This window comes from Serratia sp. GW822-FHT06D09, from assembly GCF_058799515.1.
This window is the reverse complement of the sequence record NZ_JBXALO010000003.1, coordinates 433,122-450,222: the sequence shown is the minus strand read 5'-3', so window position 1 is coordinate 450,222 and position 17,101 is coordinate 433,122. Positions and strand designations below refer to the sequence as shown.

Genomic DNA, 17,101 nt, shown 5'->3' with positions numbered 1-17,101 from the left:
GGAATTTATGCCGTATTCTGACTCCGCCGTACCGGAAAACGAAGCCTTGCCTTGGCAAACTAAACTGCTGCTGGCCCTTCAACACGTGCTGGTCGTGGCCGCTACGCCGATCACCGCCGTTTTTCTTATTGCTCAGGCGCTTCACTTCAGCTCTGGCGTCACCACATCGCTGCTAAGCGCCACCTTTCTAATGTGCGGGCTGGGGGCCATCCTGCAAAGCCTCGGTATCGGCAGCTTCGGCGCGCGCCTGCCGTTTATTATGGTGCCGGGCGGCGCGCCTATCGCGATCTTCATCGCTATCGCTTTACAGACCAATATCCAGACGGCAATTGGCGCGGTGATCTTAACATCGCTGTTTTATTTTATTGCCCTGCCCGTTTTTCGCCGTTTTCTGCACCATTTCCCGCCGTTTATTATCGGGATTATGCTGCTGCTGGTCTCCATCAACCTGATTCGTCTGTATGGCGGACTCATTATCGGTCAGCCGAGCAGTAGCCACTTTGCGCAGCCCACCAACATTATTCTGGCGCTGGTCACCATCCTGATTACGCTGATCTTCGCCCTGGCGTTCAGCGGCATCCTACGTCAGCTGTCGGTCATGTTCGGCCTGCTTGCGGGCACGCTGCTGGCAATGCTGCTGGGCATCGCCGATTTTAGCGGCGTCAGCCACGGGCCGCTGTTCAGCCTGCCGCAGCTGTTTCCGTTCGGCTGGCCAATATTCAATCTGTCAGCGTCACTGCCGCTGCTGATTTATGCGGTGATTTCCATGGCTGAAGCAACTGGGCAAACGATTGCTACCGCAGAGATCGTCAAATCGACACAAAACGTCCATCAGGCCATTCCCCGAACCATCCGCGGCGACGCCGTTATTTCGCTGCTGGGCGGCGTTTTCGGTACCTCATTGATCATCACCTCCGGCGAAAATATCGGCGTGGTTCGGACCACTAACGTCAAATCACGCTACGTCACGGCGATTGCCGGATTGCTGTTAATCCTGATTGCGCTATTCTCGCCGCTGGTGCGCCTTGCCGCCTGTCTACCCGGTCCGGTAGTCTGCGGGACGGCGGTGATTGTCTTCAGTATCATCGGGGTCATCGGTATCGATATGATTGCCCGCGAGCCGCTACACAAGCCGGGAAAAACCTATGCCTTAGCCACTGGTCTGGCTATGGGGATGCTGCCGATCCTTGTGCCTGGCCTGTACCAGAATTTCCCCGTCGGCGTGCAGATGATATTGGGCAACGGTATGGCAGCGGGTACACTCACCGCGATCGTCGTCAACTCGTTATTTCTGGTGAGCGAAAGGCGGGCCGCCATGCGACTAAAAGGCTGAACCGATACACCGAATTGACCCGTTAGCCGTAGTGTTGTTTGGTTTCCGTGAGGCAGAATAACGGGCTTGCCAAAGCACTGAGCGAAATTGACCGCATCGAGCGAACCCTGTTTATACTCGACAGGTTCCGTGATCCAGCACTGCGTTGGCGGGTTCAGACGGGGCTGAATAAAGGAGAATTCTGTTACGCGCTGAAACGTGCTGTATTCATGCATCGACTGGGTGAAATCAGGGACCGAAAATCAGAGCTATCGGGCCAGTGGGCTGACTCTGCTGACGGCGGAAATCTCGCGGCGGAATACCGTGTATATGGAAATGGCGGTCGATGCCGTGAAGCGTAATGGGATGGAAATCAACGAGAAACCACTCTCGTATTTGTCCCCGTTAGGCTAATCTGACAGGTGATTATATTTGGAAAAGCAACCGGATACCTGCTTCCGGTAAGTTTCGGCGTCTGAGACCAGCTAAAGTCGGAAAGTCAGAAAATAGCCTTAACGTACAATAATTTTCGATATCCACACCGACTCCCTTCCCGGCCAGACACTTGTCTCGGCTTTAGAGAAGTTCTGCATCTCAGAATCCGAAGCCCATATTTGCCTTGCGCTAAAAAGCAAAAACCCACCGTGGGTGGGTTTAGGCCAGTTCTTAAGCTGACGTTGCCTGTTCAACAGAGAATCCAGGCTTTCAATTCTGGCCGCGGGTACGAGGCCAGTCTCATCACACCGGCATATTCATCACTTCTTGATAAGCCGAAACCAGCTTATTACGCACCTGCACCCCTAACTGCAGCGAGATGGACGATTTTTGCAGATCGACCATCACGTCATTCAGGCTGATGCCCGGCGCACCGACTTCGAAGTCCTGTGCCTGCTTGCGCGCAGCCTGCTGGGTATCGCTGATCTTGCCGATCGCCGCCATCAACTCACTGGCAAAACTGACGCCCTGCGCGGATGCGCCTTGCCCCATCTGCCCTGCCTGAATCGCCGTGGCCTGCAACTGCTGCAAAACCCCTTCAATACCCTGAATTGCCATTATGACCTCAATAAAAACGCTGCTGCCGGACGTTGTTGCATCAGACACTACTTTGATGCTGAACACCCTAACACAGCATTTTCATCCTAAAGCGGTTAATTAACTGCAAAAAACCCGGCTTATCGGGCCATCGAAATGGGCCCTAAGGGCGAATAATAACATGCCCAGAAATGGGAGCGCCGCTATACCCGTCGCTTTTCAAGTTGCAGCGTTGTTGTCTGCCCGCGCTCATCCCAATGACTGTAGGGGGCGAATATAATCGCCCCGATTAACTCAGGCGCAGCATGCCGCGCCCCTACAAGCCCCCGGGATGAGCGAGCGGGTCGCCTGGCAGCAACTTGAAAGGCATAGGGTATATTTATATGTGTATCAGGGAGTCTGTTTTGTCACACAACGCTAACCACACCGTTCATCAGCCTGGCAGGGAGCTACGCCGTGGCCCGCACCGGATCCTGAGCGTCATTGAAGGACTCGGGCTAAAATGAATGCTTCAATCTCCGCTACCGAAAGCCGCGATAATGGCCTGCTGGCCATGTGGAACCGCCTGCGCGCCAACCCCAAAGTCCCGCTGCTGATTGCGGCCTCCGCAGCCATCGCCATCGTGGTCGCGCTGCTGTTATGGGTGAAAAGTCCAGACTACCGGGTGCTGTACAGCAACATTAACGATCGCGACGGCGGCGCCATCGTCACCCAACTGACGCAGATGAACATCCCCTACCGCTTTGCCGAAAATGGCGCGGCGTTGCTGATCCCAGCCGAAAAAGTCCATGAAACCCGTCTGCGTTTGGCGCAGCTCGGCCTGCCTAAAGGCGGTGCCGTGGGCTTCGAACTGCTGGACCAGGAAAAATTCGGCATCAGCCAGTTCAGCGAGCAAATCAACTATCAGCGCGCGCTGGAAGGTGAATTGTCCCGTACCATCGAATCACTGGGGCCGGTACAAAACGCCCGGGTGCACTTGGCTCTGCCCAAGCCTTCGCTGTTTGTCCGCGAGCAAAAATCCCCTTCCGCTTCCGTGACCCTGACGTTGCAACCGGGTCGGGCCCTGGATGACGGCCAGATCAACGCCATCGTTTATATGGTCTCGAGCAGCGTAGCCGGTCTACCACCGGGCAACGTGACGGTGGTCGATCAGGCCGGCCGCCTGTTAACGCAGTCCGACGGCACCGGGCGCGATCTGAACGCCGCACAGCTTAAGTACGCCAGCGAAGTGGAAAACCGCTACCAGCGCCGTATCGAAGCGATTTTGGCCCCGATGGTCGGCAGCGCTAACGTGCGTGCTCAGGTCACCGCACAGATCGACTTCTCCACTCGCGAGCAAACTGACGAACAGTACCAACCTAACCAAGAGCCAAATAAGGCCGCCGTACGCTCACAGCAAACGAGTCAAAGCGACCAAATTGGCGGGCCATTGGTCGGCGGCGTGCCGGGCGCATTGTCCAATCAGCCGAGCTCACCGGCTGCTGCCCCGATTGAAACCGCCCAACCGGCCACCGCCGGCAATAATGCCGACGCAGCTAAAACCGATACGGCCACGGCGCGCAGTTCGGCAGCCAAGGGCAGCGGGCAGCAAAACTCCCGCCGCGATGAAACCATCAACTATGAGGTCGATCGCACCATTCGCCATACCCAGCACAAAGCCGGGACGGTACAGCGCCTGTCGGTCGCGGTGGTCATCAACTATCGCGGCACCGATAAGGACGGCAAACCACTGCCGATGAGCAAAGAGCAGTTGGCGCAGATCGAATCGCTGGCGCGTGAGTCCATGGGCTTCTCCAGCGCCCGTGGCGATACCCTCAACGTGGTCAACACGCCGTTTACCGATAACGAAATTACCGGCGGCGAGCTGCCGTTCTGGCAGAGCCAGTCGTTTATCGATCGTCTGATCGATGCCGGTCGCTACCTGCTGATCCTGCTGGTCGCCTGGGTACTGTGGCGCAAACTGGTACGCCCGCAACTGCAAAACCGTCAGGCGGTACAAAAGGCCGCGCTCGCCGCCGCCGCTACGCCGATGGCCAAGCCGGCTGACAGCAGCAAACCCAGCAATGAGGAGCTGGCGCAGCACAGGAAATCCCAGCAGCGCGTCAGTGCAGAAGTCCAGAGCCAGCGGATCCGCGATTTGGCTGATAAAGACCCACGCGTGGTCGCTCTGGTAATCCGCCAATGGATGAGTAACGAACTATGAGTCTGACCGGAACCGAAAAAAGCGCCATCCTGCTGATGACGCTGGGCGAAGATCGCGCCGCCGAGGTGTTCAAACACCTTTCCTCGCGTGAAGTGCAGCAGCTGAGTGGCACCATGGCCAGCATGAGCCAGGTGTCGCACAAGCAGCTCAATGAAATCCTGCGCGAATTTGAAGACGACGCCGAACAGTATGCCGCGCTGAGCGTCAACGCCAGCGACTACCTGCGTTCGGTGCTGGTCAAGGCGTTGGGCGAAGAACGTGCCGCCAGCCTGCTGGAGGATATTCTCGAATCTCGCGAGACCACCACCGGCATGGAAACGCTCAACTTTATGGAACCAATGAGCGCGGCCGATCTGATCCGCGACGAACATCCGCAGATCATCGCCACCATCCTGGTTCACCTCAAGCGTGGCCAGGCAGCGGACATTCTGGCGCTGTTCGACGAACGTCTGCGCAACGACGTGATGCTGCGTATCGCCACCTTCGGCGGCGTGCAGCCGGCGGCGCTGGCGGAACTGACCGAAGTGCTGAACAACCTGCTCGACGGTCAGAACCTCAAGCGCAGCAAAATGGGCGGCGTACGCACCGCAGCCGAGATCATCAACCTGATGAAAACGCAGCAGGAAGAGGCGGTTATCGACGCCATGCGCGAATACGACGGCGAGCTGGCGCAGAAGATCATCGACGAGATGTTCCTGTTCGAGAATCTGGTGGAAGTCGACGATCGCAGCATCCAGCGCCTGTTGCAGGAAGTGGAAGGCGAATCCCTGCTGGTGGCGCTCAAAGGCGCGGAACAACCACTGCGCGAGAAGTTCCTCAAAAACATGTCGCAACGCGCCGCAGATATCCTGCGCGACGATCTGGCCAACCGTGGCCCGGTGCGCATGTCGCAGGTGGAGAACGAGCAGAAGGCTATCCTGCTGGTGGTCCGTCGTTTGGCCGAGAGTGGCGAAATGATTATCGGCGGTGGCGAGGACACCTATGTCTGATCGCATTAATACCCTGCCCTGGCAGCCCTGGTCGCTCAACGATCTCAACGAGCCCAAACCGGCGCTCGACCCGCTGCCGCTGCCGGTGGAAATCACCGACGGCGCACCGCTGGACGACAGCCTGGTTCGGGAACAACAGCTCACTCAACTCCGCCTGCAGGCCGAGCAGCAGGGCCAGCAGTTAGGCTATGCGGACGGGCAGCAAAAAGGCTACGACGCCGGCTTCCAGGCCGGCATGGAAGAGGGTCGCCAGCAGGGCTTGCTGGAAGCTCAGCAACAGCAACAACCGCTGACCGCGCACTGGCAGCATCTGGTGACGGAATTCCAGCACACGCTGGACGCCCTCGACAGCGTGATTGCCTCGCGCCTGATGCAGTTGGCCCTGACTGCCGCCAAACAGGTGCTGGGCCAACCGCCGGTGTGCGACGGCACTGCCCTGCTGGCGCAGATCCAACAGTTGATCCAGCAAGAGCCGATGTTCAGCGGCAAGCCGCAATTGCGTGTGCACCCGGATGACTATCAGCGAATCGAACAACAGTTGGGTGCCACGCTCAGCCTGCACGGCTGGCGGTTGCTGGCGGACGGTCAGTTGCATCCTGGTGGCTGCAAGGTCAGCGCCGACGAAGGCGATCTTGACGCCAGCCTGGCAACCCGTTGGCATGAACTCTGCCGCCTGGCCGCTCCGGGAGACGTGTAATGACCCTGCGCCTCGGCCGCTGGCTGACCTCACTGGATGCGCTGGAAAAACGCATCGCACACGCCCCGACGGTACGCCGCTACGGCCGCCTGACCCGCGCCACCGGTTTGGTGCTGGAAGCCACCGGGCTACAGCTGCCGATCGGTGCCACCTGCCTGATCGAGCGTCACGACGCCGGTGAGGTCCAGGAAGTAGAAAGCGAAGTGGTCGGCTTTAACGGCCAGCGGCTGTTTCTGATGCCGCTGGAAGAAGTGGAAGGCATCGTGCCCGGCGCCCGGGTTTACGCCCGCATCTCGCCGGAAGGCCAAAGCGCCAGTAAGCAGCTGCCGCTCGGTCCGGCCCTGCTGGGCCGGGTACTGGACGGCAGCGCCAAGCCGCTCGACGGCCTGCCCGCACCGGAAACCGGCTACCGTGCGCCGCTGATCACCGCCCCATTCAACCCGCTGCAACGAACGCCGATCGAACAGGTGCTGGACGTCGGCGTGCGCACCATCAACGGCCTGTTGACCGTCGGTCGCGGTCAGCGCATGGGGCTGTTTGCCGGTTCCGGCGTCGGTAAAAGCGTGCTGTTGGGCATGATGGCGCGCTACACCCAGGCCGACGTGATTGTCGTCGGTCTGATCGGCGAACGTGGCCGTGAGGTGAAAGACTTTATCGAAAACATCCTCGGCCCCGAAGGCCGGGCGCGTTCGGTGGTGATCGCCGCACCGGCGGACGTCTCACCACTGCTGCGCATGCAGGGTGCGGCCTACGCCACACGCATCGCTGAAGATTTCCGCGATCGCGGCCAGCACGTGCTGTTGATCATGGATTCACTGACGCGCTACGCCATGGCGCAACGTGAGATAGCCCTGGCCATCGGCGAGCCGCCGGCCACCAAAGGCTATCCGCCTTCCGTCTTCGCCAAGCTGCCGGCACTGGTTGAACGCGCGGGCAACGGCATCAGCGGCGGTGGGTCCATTACCGCCTTTTATACCGTACTGACCGAAGGCGATGACCAACAGGATCCGATTGCCGACTCGGCACGCGCCATTCTCGATGGCCATGTGGTGCTGTCGCGACGCCTGGCGGAAGCCGGCCACTATCCGGCCATCGACATTGAAGCCTCCATCAGCCGCGCCATGACCTCGCTGATCGACGAAGAGCACTATCGTCGGGTGCGTAACTTCAAACAGATGCTGGCCAGCTACCAACGCAACCGCGATTTGATCAGCGTAGGCGCTTACGTCGCAGGCAGCGACCCGCTGCTGGATAAGGCCATGACGCTGTATCCGCAGATGGAAGCCTATCTGCAGCAAGGCATTTTCGAACGCAGCGGCTATCAGGACGCCTGCCAGCAGCTACAGCAGTTGATCGTTTAACGTCACCAAAGGCGCAATCCCGATGAAACCACAGTCCCCCCTGATTACCCTGCGCGATCTGGCGCAGGATGCAGTAGAACAGGCGACTCGCCAACTGGGCCAGGTGCGCAAAGCTCAGCAAGCCGCTGAACAGCAACTTTCCATGCTGCTCAACTATCAGGATGAGTACCGTCAGAAGCTGAATAATCAACTGAGCGGCGGTATGGAATCGTCCAACTGGCAGAACTACCAGCAGTTTATCGGCACGCTGGAACAGGCGATCGCCCAGCACCGCCAGCAGTTGACGCAGTGGGGAGAGAAAGTGGACCACGCGATGAAACAATGGCAGGACAAACAGCAACGGTTGAACGCTTTCGAAACCCTGCATACCCGAGCCCAGAGCGCGGAGTTGCAGTTGGAGAACAAACGGGATCAAAAACTGATGGATGAGTTCGCTCAACGCAGTGCACAAAGGAATATACATCAATGAACCTGAACGCTTTGCCGGGCCTGTCGCTGCCGGGCGATACCGGCCTGCTGCCGGACGCGCAGCTCCCGCTGGATGAGTCATCGCTCTCTTCCGCTTTTGCTCAACTGCTTGGCGCCCGCGTGCTGCCGGCCGACAAGTCCGCAGGCAAACTGTCACCGATGGCGTTGAGCGCAGAAGAAGACTCTGCGCCGCTGAGCCGCAACCAACTGACGCAGTTACTGGCCGCATTCGGCGAACGCGATGGGCTGTTAGCGCCTTCGCTGTTAACGCAAGGCCAGCCAGCCGCCATCAGTAACGACGAAGAGCCGACGTTGAAGCAACCGTCGCACGACGCCGCGCTGCGGCCTGCCGGTGAGATCGACGCCGCTACGCTGCAAGCGCTGTTCGCCATGCTGCCAATCGCTATTCCCCCAGCAATGCCTGATGCAGGTACCGGCGCGGCGGAACTGAGCCTTGAAGGCGATCAAGATACCCCTCAGGCTGCAACGATCCAGAGCGCTTCACTGGGGCGCCAGGCTGAGGTAACCGGCACGCAAAAGGCACCAACGCCGGTAACTCCAGCTTCGCTCGGCAGTGAAAGCCGTGCCGACATCCCACAGCAAATTGCAGTTGCGCACGAAAAACCGGATGCAGCGGCGTTGAAGCTTGGCGCCGATAGCCAATCGCCAACGCCAAACGTCCCTCTGATGGCCCCACCGGTCTCCAGCCCGACGATCGCGGCAGCGCCAGGCGCTGCGTTGGTCACTGCCCCGCCTACGCCGCAGCTAAACGCCCAGTTGGGCAGCCCGGAGTGGCAGCAGGCGTTGAACCAACAGGTGCTGATGTTCCATCGCAACGGTCAGCAAAGCGCCGAGCTGCGTCTGCATCCGCAGGAACTGGGGGCGCTGCAAATCACCCTCAAGCTGGATGACAACCAGGCACAGCTGCACATTGCCTCGGCACACGGACAGGTTCGCGCCGCCGTGGAGGCCGCGATGCCGCAACTGCGTCACGCGCTGGCTGAGAGTGGCATCAATTTGGGACAAAGCAGCGTGGGCGGCGACCAGATGCCGCAGTGGCAACAGGCGCAGCAGCACAATGGTGGGCAGCAGGGCCGCCCGGATTATCGCGAGCGTCAGGGTGACGGCGATTTGTCCGTCGATGCCCACAGCGCACCGCTGGAATTGCAGGCGATGGCCCGCGCCGTCAGCGGCGTTGATATTTTCGCCTGAGTGGCCGCAAACGCCCAAGCTGGCACGCTTTTCCCTGCCTATTCTGGCTATTGCGTGCCGGAATAGGCGCGATAATACCGCTACCCTTCATACTTGAAGCTGCATCATTGTTGGCTGCATTTGCGCGCCCCGGTCACATAGTTATCTATGCTGCTGAGGACTTACAAACTTGCCGTCGCGATGCAACTCCAAATATTTTGGGTAAATAATGTCATGCGTGCGGCTTTTACACGCGCTATATACCCGCGAGATCTTAGGTTGCAGCTTGAAAAATGAAGGGCATATACCCTATGGATTTCAAGTTGCAGCCAGGCGCCCAGCTCACTCATCCCCAGGGGCTTACTCAAGTAAGTGACTGGGGGAGTGAGTGCAGGGAACAACGCTGCAGCTTGAAAGACGACGGGTATAACAACAGGAATTTGATTTAGCTATGTCTCAAAATACCCTACCGGCAGCACCGAAACGCTCCCTTCTGGTCATACTGCTGGTGCTGATAACCCTCGTCGCCTGCGGCGCGGCCGGCTACAGCTGGTGGCAGCTCAAGCAGCACCAGGAGGGCGCGCAGCCCGTAGCCAAAGAACTCCCCCCGGCCGCACCGGTGTTTATGCCGCTGGACACCTTTACCGTCAATCTGCTGACGCCCGATAACAACCCGGATCGGGTGTTGTATATCGGCCTGACGTTACGCTTGCCGGATGAAAGTACCCGCCGCCAACTGAATGATTTCCTGCCGGAGGTGCGCAGCCGTCTGCTGATGCTGCTGTCTCGTCAGGAAGCGGGCCAGTTGAGCAGTGAACAAGGAAAGCAGCAACTGGTGGCGCAGATTAAGGACGTGCTTAGCCCGCCGCTGGTTAAGGGACAACCGAAGCAGGTGGTCAGCGACGTGCTGTTCACTGCCTTCATATTGCGGTAATCACTATGGGCGACAGCATTCTTTCACAGGCAGAGATCGACGCCTTGCTCAACGGCGACAGCGCGGGTGATGAACCCGAAGCGGTTGCCCTCAATGAGAGCGAGGTCAAGCCGTACGATCCGACCACCCAGCGCCGAGTGGTGCGCGAACGGCTGCACGCGCTGGAAATCATCAACGAACGTTTTGCCCGGCAGTTCCGCATGGGGTTATTCAACCTGCTGCGCCGCAGCCCGGACATTACCGTTGGCCCGATCAAGATCCAGCCGTACCACGAATTTGCTCGCAACCTGCCGGTGCCCACCAACCTGAACCTGGTGCACCTGAACCCGCTGCGCGGTACTGCGCTGTTCGTGTTCGCACCGAGCCTGGTGTTTATCGCCGTCGATAACCTGTTCGGGGGCGACGGTCGCTTTCCCACCAAAGTGGAAGGCCGCGAATTTACGCCAACCGAACAGCGGGTGATCAAGCGCATGCTGCGGCTGGCGCTAGACGCCTACGGCGACGCCTGGAGCGCAATTTACAAGATTGACGTGGAATACGTGCGCGCTGAAATGCAGGTGAAGTTCACCAACATCACCACGTCGCCAAACGACATCGTGGTCACCACCCCTTTCCAGGTGGAAATTGGCGCGCTGAGCGGTGAGTTCAACATCTGCATTCCGTTTGCCATGATCGAACCGCTGCGCGAACTGCTGACCAACCCACCGTTGGAGAATTCGCGGCAGGAAGACAGCCACTGGCGTGAAACGCTGGTGAAGCAGGTGCAGCATTCCGAGCTGGAGCTGATTGCCAACTTCGTCGATATCCCGATGCGCCTGTCGAAGATCCTGAAGTTGCAGCCGGGCGATGTATTACCGATTGATAAACCGGATCGCCTCATCGCCCACGTCGACGGCGTGCCGGTTTTGACCAGCCAATACGGCACGTTAAACGGGCAGTACGCCCTGCGTGTTGAACATTTGATTAACCCTATTTTGAATGCTCTGAGTGAGGAACAGCCCAAATGAGTGATCCTAAGCAACCGTCTGGCGAAGGAAAGGAATCCGTGGACGATCTGTGGGCTGATGCGTTTAACGAACAGCAAGCAACCGAAAAGACGTCTGCCAGCGATGCGGTGTTCAAATCGCTGGAGCCGCAGGATACCAGCGGCAGCCTGCAGGATATCGATCTGATCCTCGACATCCCGGTCAAATTGACCGTTGAACTGGGCCGCACCAAGATGACCATCAAGGAACTGCTGCGCCTGTCGCAGGGCTCTGTCGTGGCGTTGGACGGGCTGGCGGGTGAACCGCTGGATATTATGATCAACGGTTATCTGATTGCCCAGGGCGAAGTGGTGGTGGTGGCCGACAAATTCGGCGTGCGCATTACCGATATCATCACCCCTTCCGAGCGCATGCGCCGCCTGAGCCGCTGATGAACCCAAGCGCCGCCACGCCCACCGCGGGCACCTTGCAATCCACCGAGCCGGCACTGCCGGCCGGTTCAGTGCTGACGCAGGTCAGCAGCGCACTTGGCGGCATTTTGCTGCTGATCCTGCTGGCCGGCTGGCTGTTTCGTCGCCTGGGGTTTGCCCCACAGGCACGCAACAGCAAACTGCTCAATCTGCGCGCCAGCTGTCAGGTTGGACAGCGCGAACGCGTGGTGGTGATCGAAGTGGATAACACCTTGCTGGTGTTGGGCGTCACCGCCCAGCAAATCACCCCGCTGCATAGCCTGCCCGCGCCGGTGCAGGACACCGACGCCGCCGAAGTGACCACGCCGGCGGATTTTCGCCAACTGATGCAAAAAGTTCTCAAACGTCCGGAAAAATCGGCATGAAATCCCTCGTTCAGTGTGTCGCCTTCTGTGGGCGAGGCAAAATACTTCTGCGCGTATTGGCAGCGGCTTTACTGTTGCTCAGCCCCACCGCTTTCGCACAACTTCCCGGTCTGATCAGCCAGCCATTAGCCAACGGTGGCCAAAGCTGGTCGTTGCCGGTGCAAACCCTGGTGTTGCTGACCTCACTCAGTTTCTTGCCGGCCATGCTGCTGATGATGACCAGCTTCACGCGCATCATCATCGTACTGGGTCTGCTGCGCAATGCCCTCGGCACCCCCTCCGCCCCACCCAACCAGGTGATGCTGGGCCTGGCGCTGTTCCTGACCTTTTTCATTATGTCGCCGGTGTTCGACAAGGTTTATCAGGACGCTTATCTGCCGTTCAGTCAGGACAAAATCAGTCTGGACATCGCGCTGGATAAAGGTTCACAGCCGCTGCGCGAGTTTATGCTGCGCCAAACGCGTGAAACCGATCTGGCGCTGTATGCCAAGCTCGCCAACCAGCCGCCGCTGGCCGGGCCGGAAGCGGTGCCGATGCGCATCCTGCTGCCGGCCTACGTCACCAGCGAACTGAAAACCGCGTTCCAAATCGGCTTCACGGTGTTTATTCCGTTCCTGATTATCGATCTGGTGGTCGCCAGCGTGTTGATGGCGCTGGGGATGATGATGGTGCCACCGGCCACCATCTCGTTGCCCTTCAAGCTGATGCTGTTTGTTCTGGTGGACGGCTGGCAACTGCTGCTGGGTTCGCTGGCGCAAAGTTTCTATTCGTAATTCGCGGCATACCCGCCGCCACTGAGGGATCCATAATGACACCAGAATCGGTTATGGCGCTGGGCACCGAGGCGATGAAGGTGGCGTTGGCCCTGGCCGCGCCGCTGTTGCTCGCCGCGTTGGTCAGCGGCCTGGTGGTCAGCCTGCTGCAGGCCGCGACCCAGATCAACGAAATGACGCTGTCGTTCATTCCCAAAATCCTGGCGGTGGTCGCGACCATCGTGATTGCCGGACCGTGGATGCTGAACCTGCTGCTGGACTATATGCGCACGCTGTTCACTAATCTGCCCAACCTGATTGGTTAACCATGCTCACATTTGACAGCGCGCAGTTCGGCGTCTGGCTCAGCCAATATTTCTGGCCGCTGCTGCGCATTTTGGCGCTGATCAGCACCGCGCCGGTATTCAGCGAAAAGCAGATCAGCAAGAAGGTGAAAATTGGCCTCGGCGGGCTGATCGTGATACTGATTGCCCCCGGGCTACCCACCAGCACCGTGCCTATTTTCTCTGCGGCCGGTTTGTGGCTGGCGGCCCAGCAAATCCTGATCGGTGTCGCGCTGGGCCTGACCATGCAGTTCGCCTTCGCGGCGATACGGCTGGCCGGCGAAGTGATCGGCATGCAGATGGGTTTGTCGTTCGCCACCTTCTTCGATCCCAGCGGCGGGCCGAACATGCCAGTGTTGGCACGGCTGCTCAACCTGCTGGCGATGCTGCTGTTTCTCAGCTTCAACGGCCATCTGTGGCTGATTTCTCTGTTGGTGGACAGCTTCCATACCCTGCCGATCCAGGCCGAGCCGCTTAACGGCAATGGCTTTCTCGCCTTGACCCAGGCCGGTTCGCTGATTTTCATCAACGGCATGATGCTGGCACTGCCGCTGATCTGCCTGTTGCTGACGCTGAACATGGCGCTCGGCCTGCTTAACCGCATGACACCGCAGCTGTCGGTGTTCGTCATCGGTTTCCCGGTGACCATGACCATTGGCATTATGACCATCGGCATGATGATGCCGATGCTGGCGCCGTTTTGTGAGCACCTGTTTGGCGAGTTCTTCAACCAACTGTCCGAAGTGATACGCGGTATGTCATGACCGAATTATAAAGATGTCCTTCGGCGAAGGATAAAACCGGACAGGTGCATCGTCCGGCCATCGAAAACACTTTTATTCTTATTCCTTCCAAAGTCATAATAATCCAGCCCCGGTGTTACTTGTCTTTAATAAAATGTTCCTCTCACCCAGCATAACGCCCACAGTTACCCATTATTTTCTTCAATTCTATTACAGCCCAATCACACATCGGCCCTGAGTTACAATTAAACACGTTTAAACCCAGCATTCCCAATGAACCTCACGATGAAAGCGCCCATAATAAAAACACCTAACCCACTGATAGGAAATATTATGTAGTCTTGTCCTGTGAAAGGTCGCACATCGTAACAATAAGGTCACCAGCCAGATTTCGTGGAATAGTAAAGGTGAAGAAAGTCATTTAACCAGTAAATAGTAATTTCTCGAAATTAGCCGAGGAATTTATATTTTCCGGTCGTTACCACCTTTTAAAAATATCTCTAACCAAGGAGTCGTTATGTTAAGGAATAAATTAGTTTACTCTATTGCCTCATCATTATTTATCCCCTGTCTTGTCGGTGCATCACCACTGGTCCCTGACTTTACCCCAGTAGAAGTGATTGCCGATTACGATACCGGTATTTTTAACGTAGTATGCGATTATTCACATACGCTGGCCGATGATGCCATTGTCATGCCTGGCCGTCCTGGCTATTCAATGATGCATGACTTCTTCGGCAACACCAGCGCCGACGCCATGACCACCACTGAGTCGCTGCAGCACGCACCAAGAACCACCTGCACCTCTGCGTATGACAGTTCATCATACTGGGCACCGCAGCTGATGCGCGCTAACGGTACCCTCGTCAAACCCTCCTACATCAAAGTGTATTACCGCAACGACAACCCGGAAAAGCAGGCTGCGGCCCCTATCCCACCGGGGTTGCAGCTGCTGGCCGGCAACCACCACCGCCCCGCGGGCCAATACGATCCGCACGTATGGTTCTATTGCCGCACGTCGCTGCAAGGTGGCGAACATTCAAACCAACCACCAGAAAGTTGCCCGCAAATCCCGGGGTTTGATGAAGGTGCCGAGTTCAATATTTCGTTAAGCTTCCCTGATTGTTGGGATGGTAAAAACCTGAAAACCACCGCCAATCCTAAAAATCGCAATGCCGCATTCAGTGAGAATGGCGTATGTCCCGCGGCTTTCCCCGTGAAGATCCCGCAGTTGAACATGCGGATCCACTACGCAATGAATGATGACGGCAATCTTAAGGGTGCCAAACTGTCCATGAACCCGACGGTTGACGAGCACGGCGCCATCATCCCGGTTTGGGGCGATCTGAACAGTGCCCATGCGGACTTCTTCGCTGCCTGGAACCCGCGCACCACCCGCTACAGCGTTGAAGAGTGCCTCAATCGTAAGGTGGCCTGTGATAAAGACATTACCGGCGATTTCGAACGCAGCAGCGCCGACGGTTGGATTTCAGCTAAAGAGGGACAAAAACATTTTGATGATGCGGTCATCAAGGTCGGGGGCGAAAATAACATTGGCCTGATCAAATTCGCGCTGCCAGAGCGCCTCGACAGCCATAGCATCACCAAGGCTGATTTGCGCCTTTACGGCAACCAGGTAAGCAGCGAAACCGGGCAGGTACGGTTATATGCACTGCCGAACACCGACTGGGATGAAAATGGCAATCAGCCTGCCATCACGCAATGCCCATCGACACCAGTGTTGGATCGTGCCCAGATGTGGAAAGACACGGTGATGAAAACCTTCGATGTCACCCAAACCGTACAGCAGGCCCTGCAGGCAGGAAAGCGCGAAATCGCCTTCTGCCTGAGCGGAAGTACCTCAGCCGACGCTGAATTTAGCAGTAAAGAAGGCAAGCGTGGGCCGATATTGCGTTTCGATTTTGACCCGGTGGCCGAAGCCTCGGCCATCAAATAAAACGTTAACGCCTGCTCAACGGATGAGTTCATGGCGATAAAAAAAGGCACGTCACGCCAAACCTGTGTGGGGGAAGCGTGACGTGCCAAACAAGTGCGCCCGGTTTCAAGAATTCCCTACCGCTGCTACGCAGCAATAACGTCTTCTAAGCACACCCAAAGAGATTGCCCGCCGTGACTGCACGGCAGGCTAATAGCTATTTATTACCCGGTACTATGGATTTCGATGCCCCACCCCAGCTAGCGTAGAGGCGCGGTATGCTGCGCCCGTAACAACCATACTGGAGTGAATTTATCGGCCCCTCACAGCAAGGGGATTAGCGGTTCAACTGGAACAGCGACATCCCCTGCATATCCCCGAAGGTTTTGTATGACGCCTGCAAGGCCGCCTGCTGCATGAAATAGCTGGAAATCGACTCGGCCAGATCGGCATCAACCAGCGCGCTCATTTGCGTTTTGTTGATCATGTCGCGATCCTTGCCGATACTGTCCAGCGTATCCATTTCCTGCAGTTGGCTGCCCAGCTCCGCGCGCACGCTAAGCACTCTGTTATAAGAGTTGTCCAGGCCGCGGTTGGCTTTGGCCAGCGCATCGTTCACCTGCTGCTTGGTGGCATCATCCGCATCCTTCTGCGGTGTTTTCAACGCCTTCAGCGCGATATCAATGCTTTCAAACACGTTAGCGACGGAGGCGCTGCCATCCGGTTCCGGCTTCGGGTTGCTGGTCAATGCCATGAAGACCTTATCGCCGGTATGGCCAATGGTCATGGTGCGGTTGGCATCCACTTTCTGCTCGACCGGCGTGTTACCGCCGACATAGCTGACCGATCCGCCCTTGTCTTCAAAGGGAGGCTTGTCGTTCACAAAACCGCCAAACATATAGCGGCCGTTGCCGTCGGTGCTGTTGGCCTGGTTGAGCAACTGATCTTTCAGCCCCTGCAGCTGGGTCGCCAGCGAATCGCGGTCGTCGTCGCTTTTGGTGCCGCCGGCGCTGACGATCAGCGCTTTCATATCGGAGATGGTGCTGGTCACCCCGGCCAGCACGGTCTCTTCCATCGACACGCTTTGACGGGCAAAGGTCCGCGCCAAGGCATATTGGGTGTTTTCCGACTGTGATTGAGCCAGCATCACCGCCTGCGAAGCCGCCAGAGGATCGTCGGACGGATTGCTGACTTTTTTGCCGGTGGAAAGCTGCTCGGCGGCTTTCATAAACAGCGACTGATTGCCGGTAATGCCGGACATGTTCTGTTGGTACATCATGCTGGTGGACATGCGCATGGTGCGGGTTCCTCAAAATCA

17 protein-coding genes and 1 pseudogene are annotated in these 17,101 nt (G+C 57.8%); 16 read left to right on the top strand and 2 right to left on the bottom strand.

Going from position 1 to position 17,101, the window contains the following annotated elements; translation table 11 throughout:
- The first annotated feature begins 7 nt into the window (after positions 1 to 7).
- Positions 8 to 1,333: a uracil-xanthine permease family protein gene (locus tag AC1RKG_RS09855; protein WP_130016330.1), complete on the top strand. Its 1,326-nt coding sequence runs from the start codon at positions 8 to 10 to the stop codon at positions 1,331 to 1,333.
- 47 nt (positions 1,334 to 1,380) lie between these two features.
- A pseudogene (locus AC1RKG_RS09850) lies at positions 1,381 to 1,726 on the top strand (Tn3 family transposase).
- A 324-nt stretch (positions 1,727 to 2,050) separates the two neighbouring features.
- Here AC1RKG_RS09850 and fliE read toward each other — a convergent pair.
- Positions 2,051 to 2,365: a flagellar hook-basal body complex protein FliE gene (gene fliE, locus AC1RKG_RS09845; protein WP_493182884.1), complete on the bottom strand. Its 315-nt coding sequence runs from the start codon at positions 2,363 to 2,365 to the stop codon at positions 2,051 to 2,053.
- 481 nt (positions 2,366 to 2,846) lie between these two features.
- On the opposite strand from fliE, the gene fliF reads away from it, so the two are divergent.
- From fliF to AC1RKG_RS09775, 14 genes are all read left to right on the top strand, one after another.
- Positions 2,847 to 4,547: a flagellar basal-body MS-ring/collar protein FliF gene (gene fliF, locus AC1RKG_RS09840; protein WP_493182883.1), complete on the top strand. Its 1,701-nt coding sequence runs from the start codon at positions 2,847 to 2,849 to the stop codon at positions 4,545 to 4,547.
- The gene (gene fliG / locus AC1RKG_RS09835; protein WP_012145670.1) at positions 4,544 to 5,536 is read left to right on the top strand and encodes a flagellar motor switch protein FliG; all 993 of its coding nucleotides are present in this window, start codon (positions 4,544 to 4,546) and stop codon (positions 5,534 to 5,536) included. Before fliF ends, fliG begins: the two co-directional genes overlap by 4 nt.
- Positions 5,529 to 6,233 carry a flagellar assembly protein FliH gene (fliH, locus tag AC1RKG_RS09830; protein WP_115058588.1) on the top strand — a complete coding sequence of 235 codons (705 nt, stop codon included), beginning with the start codon at positions 5,529 to 5,531 and terminating at the stop codon, positions 6,231 to 6,233. The genes fliG and fliH overlap by 8 nt, the downstream gene beginning before the upstream one ends.
- Positions 6,233 to 7,594, top strand: a complete 1,362-nt coding sequence (gene fliI / locus AC1RKG_RS09825; protein ID WP_020827501.1) for a flagellar protein export ATPase FliI — start codon at positions 6,233 to 6,235, stop codon at positions 7,592 to 7,594. Before fliH ends, fliI begins: the two co-directional genes overlap by 1 nt.
- Positions 7,595 to 7,616: 22 nt before the next feature.
- Positions 7,617 to 8,063 (top strand): flagellar export protein FliJ, encoded by a 447-nt coding sequence (gene fliJ, locus AC1RKG_RS09820; protein ID WP_020827502.1) that lies wholly within the window; start codon positions 7,617 to 7,619, stop codon positions 8,061 to 8,063.
- On the top strand, positions 8,060 to 9,274 hold the full coding sequence (locus AC1RKG_RS09815) for a flagellar hook-length control protein FliK (protein WP_122079700.1): 1,215 nt from the start codon (positions 8,060 to 8,062) through the stop codon (positions 9,272 to 9,274). Before fliJ ends, AC1RKG_RS09815 begins: the two co-directional genes overlap by 4 nt.
- A gap of 430 nt (positions 9,275 to 9,704) precedes the next feature.
- On the top strand, positions 9,705 to 10,187 hold the full coding sequence (gene fliL / locus AC1RKG_RS09810) for a flagellar basal body-associated protein FliL (RefSeq protein ID WP_020827504.1): 483 nt from the start codon (positions 9,705 to 9,707) through the stop codon (positions 10,185 to 10,187).
- Positions 10,188 to 10,192: 5 nt separating this feature from the next.
- The gene (gene fliM, locus AC1RKG_RS09805) at positions 10,193 to 11,194 is read left to right on the top strand and encodes a flagellar motor switch protein FliM (protein ID WP_020827505.1); all 1,002 of its coding nucleotides are present in this window, start codon (positions 10,193 to 10,195) and stop codon (positions 11,192 to 11,194) included.
- Complete coding sequence (gene fliN, locus AC1RKG_RS09800; protein ID WP_020827506.1) at positions 11,191 to 11,604, top strand: flagellar motor switch protein FliN; 414 nt, start codon at positions 11,191 to 11,193, stop codon at positions 11,602 to 11,604. Before fliM ends, fliN begins: the two co-directional genes overlap by 4 nt.
- The gene (fliO, locus tag AC1RKG_RS09795) at positions 11,604 to 12,008 is read left to right on the top strand and encodes a flagellar biosynthetic protein FliO (RefSeq protein WP_048760257.1); all 405 of its coding nucleotides are present in this window, start codon (positions 11,604 to 11,606) and stop codon (positions 12,006 to 12,008) included. Before fliN ends, fliO begins: the two co-directional genes overlap by 1 nt.
- Positions 12,005 to 12,781, top strand: a complete 777-nt coding sequence (gene fliP, locus AC1RKG_RS09790) for a flagellar type III secretion system pore protein FliP (RefSeq protein ID WP_046373249.1) — start codon at positions 12,005 to 12,007, stop codon at positions 12,779 to 12,781. The genes fliO and fliP overlap by 4 nt, the downstream gene beginning before the upstream one ends.
- Before the next feature lie 35 nt (positions 12,782 to 12,816).
- Complete coding sequence (gene fliQ, locus AC1RKG_RS09785; protein ID WP_041414697.1) at positions 12,817 to 13,086, top strand: flagellar biosynthesis protein FliQ; 270 nt, start codon at positions 12,817 to 12,819, stop codon at positions 13,084 to 13,086.
- A gap of 2 nt (positions 13,087 to 13,088) precedes the next feature.
- The gene (gene fliR / locus AC1RKG_RS09780; protein WP_044552050.1) at positions 13,089 to 13,868 is read left to right on the top strand and encodes a flagellar biosynthetic protein FliR; all 780 of its coding nucleotides are present in this window, start codon (positions 13,089 to 13,091) and stop codon (positions 13,866 to 13,868) included.
- 496 nt (positions 13,869 to 14,364) lie between these two features.
- Positions 14,365 to 15,804, top strand: a complete 1,440-nt coding sequence (locus AC1RKG_RS09775) for a DUF1996 domain-containing protein (protein ID WP_493182879.1) — start codon at positions 14,365 to 14,367, stop codon at positions 15,802 to 15,804.
- A 316-nt stretch (positions 15,805 to 16,120) separates the two neighbouring features.
- Here the strand turns inward: AC1RKG_RS09775 and flgL are convergent, their stop codons facing one another.
- Entirely contained in the window at positions 16,121 to 17,080 is a 960-nt protein-coding gene (gene flgL / locus AC1RKG_RS09770; RefSeq protein ID WP_122079702.1) for a flagellar hook-associated protein FlgL, read from the bottom strand.
- Positions 17,081 to 17,101 lie beyond the last annotated feature (21 nt).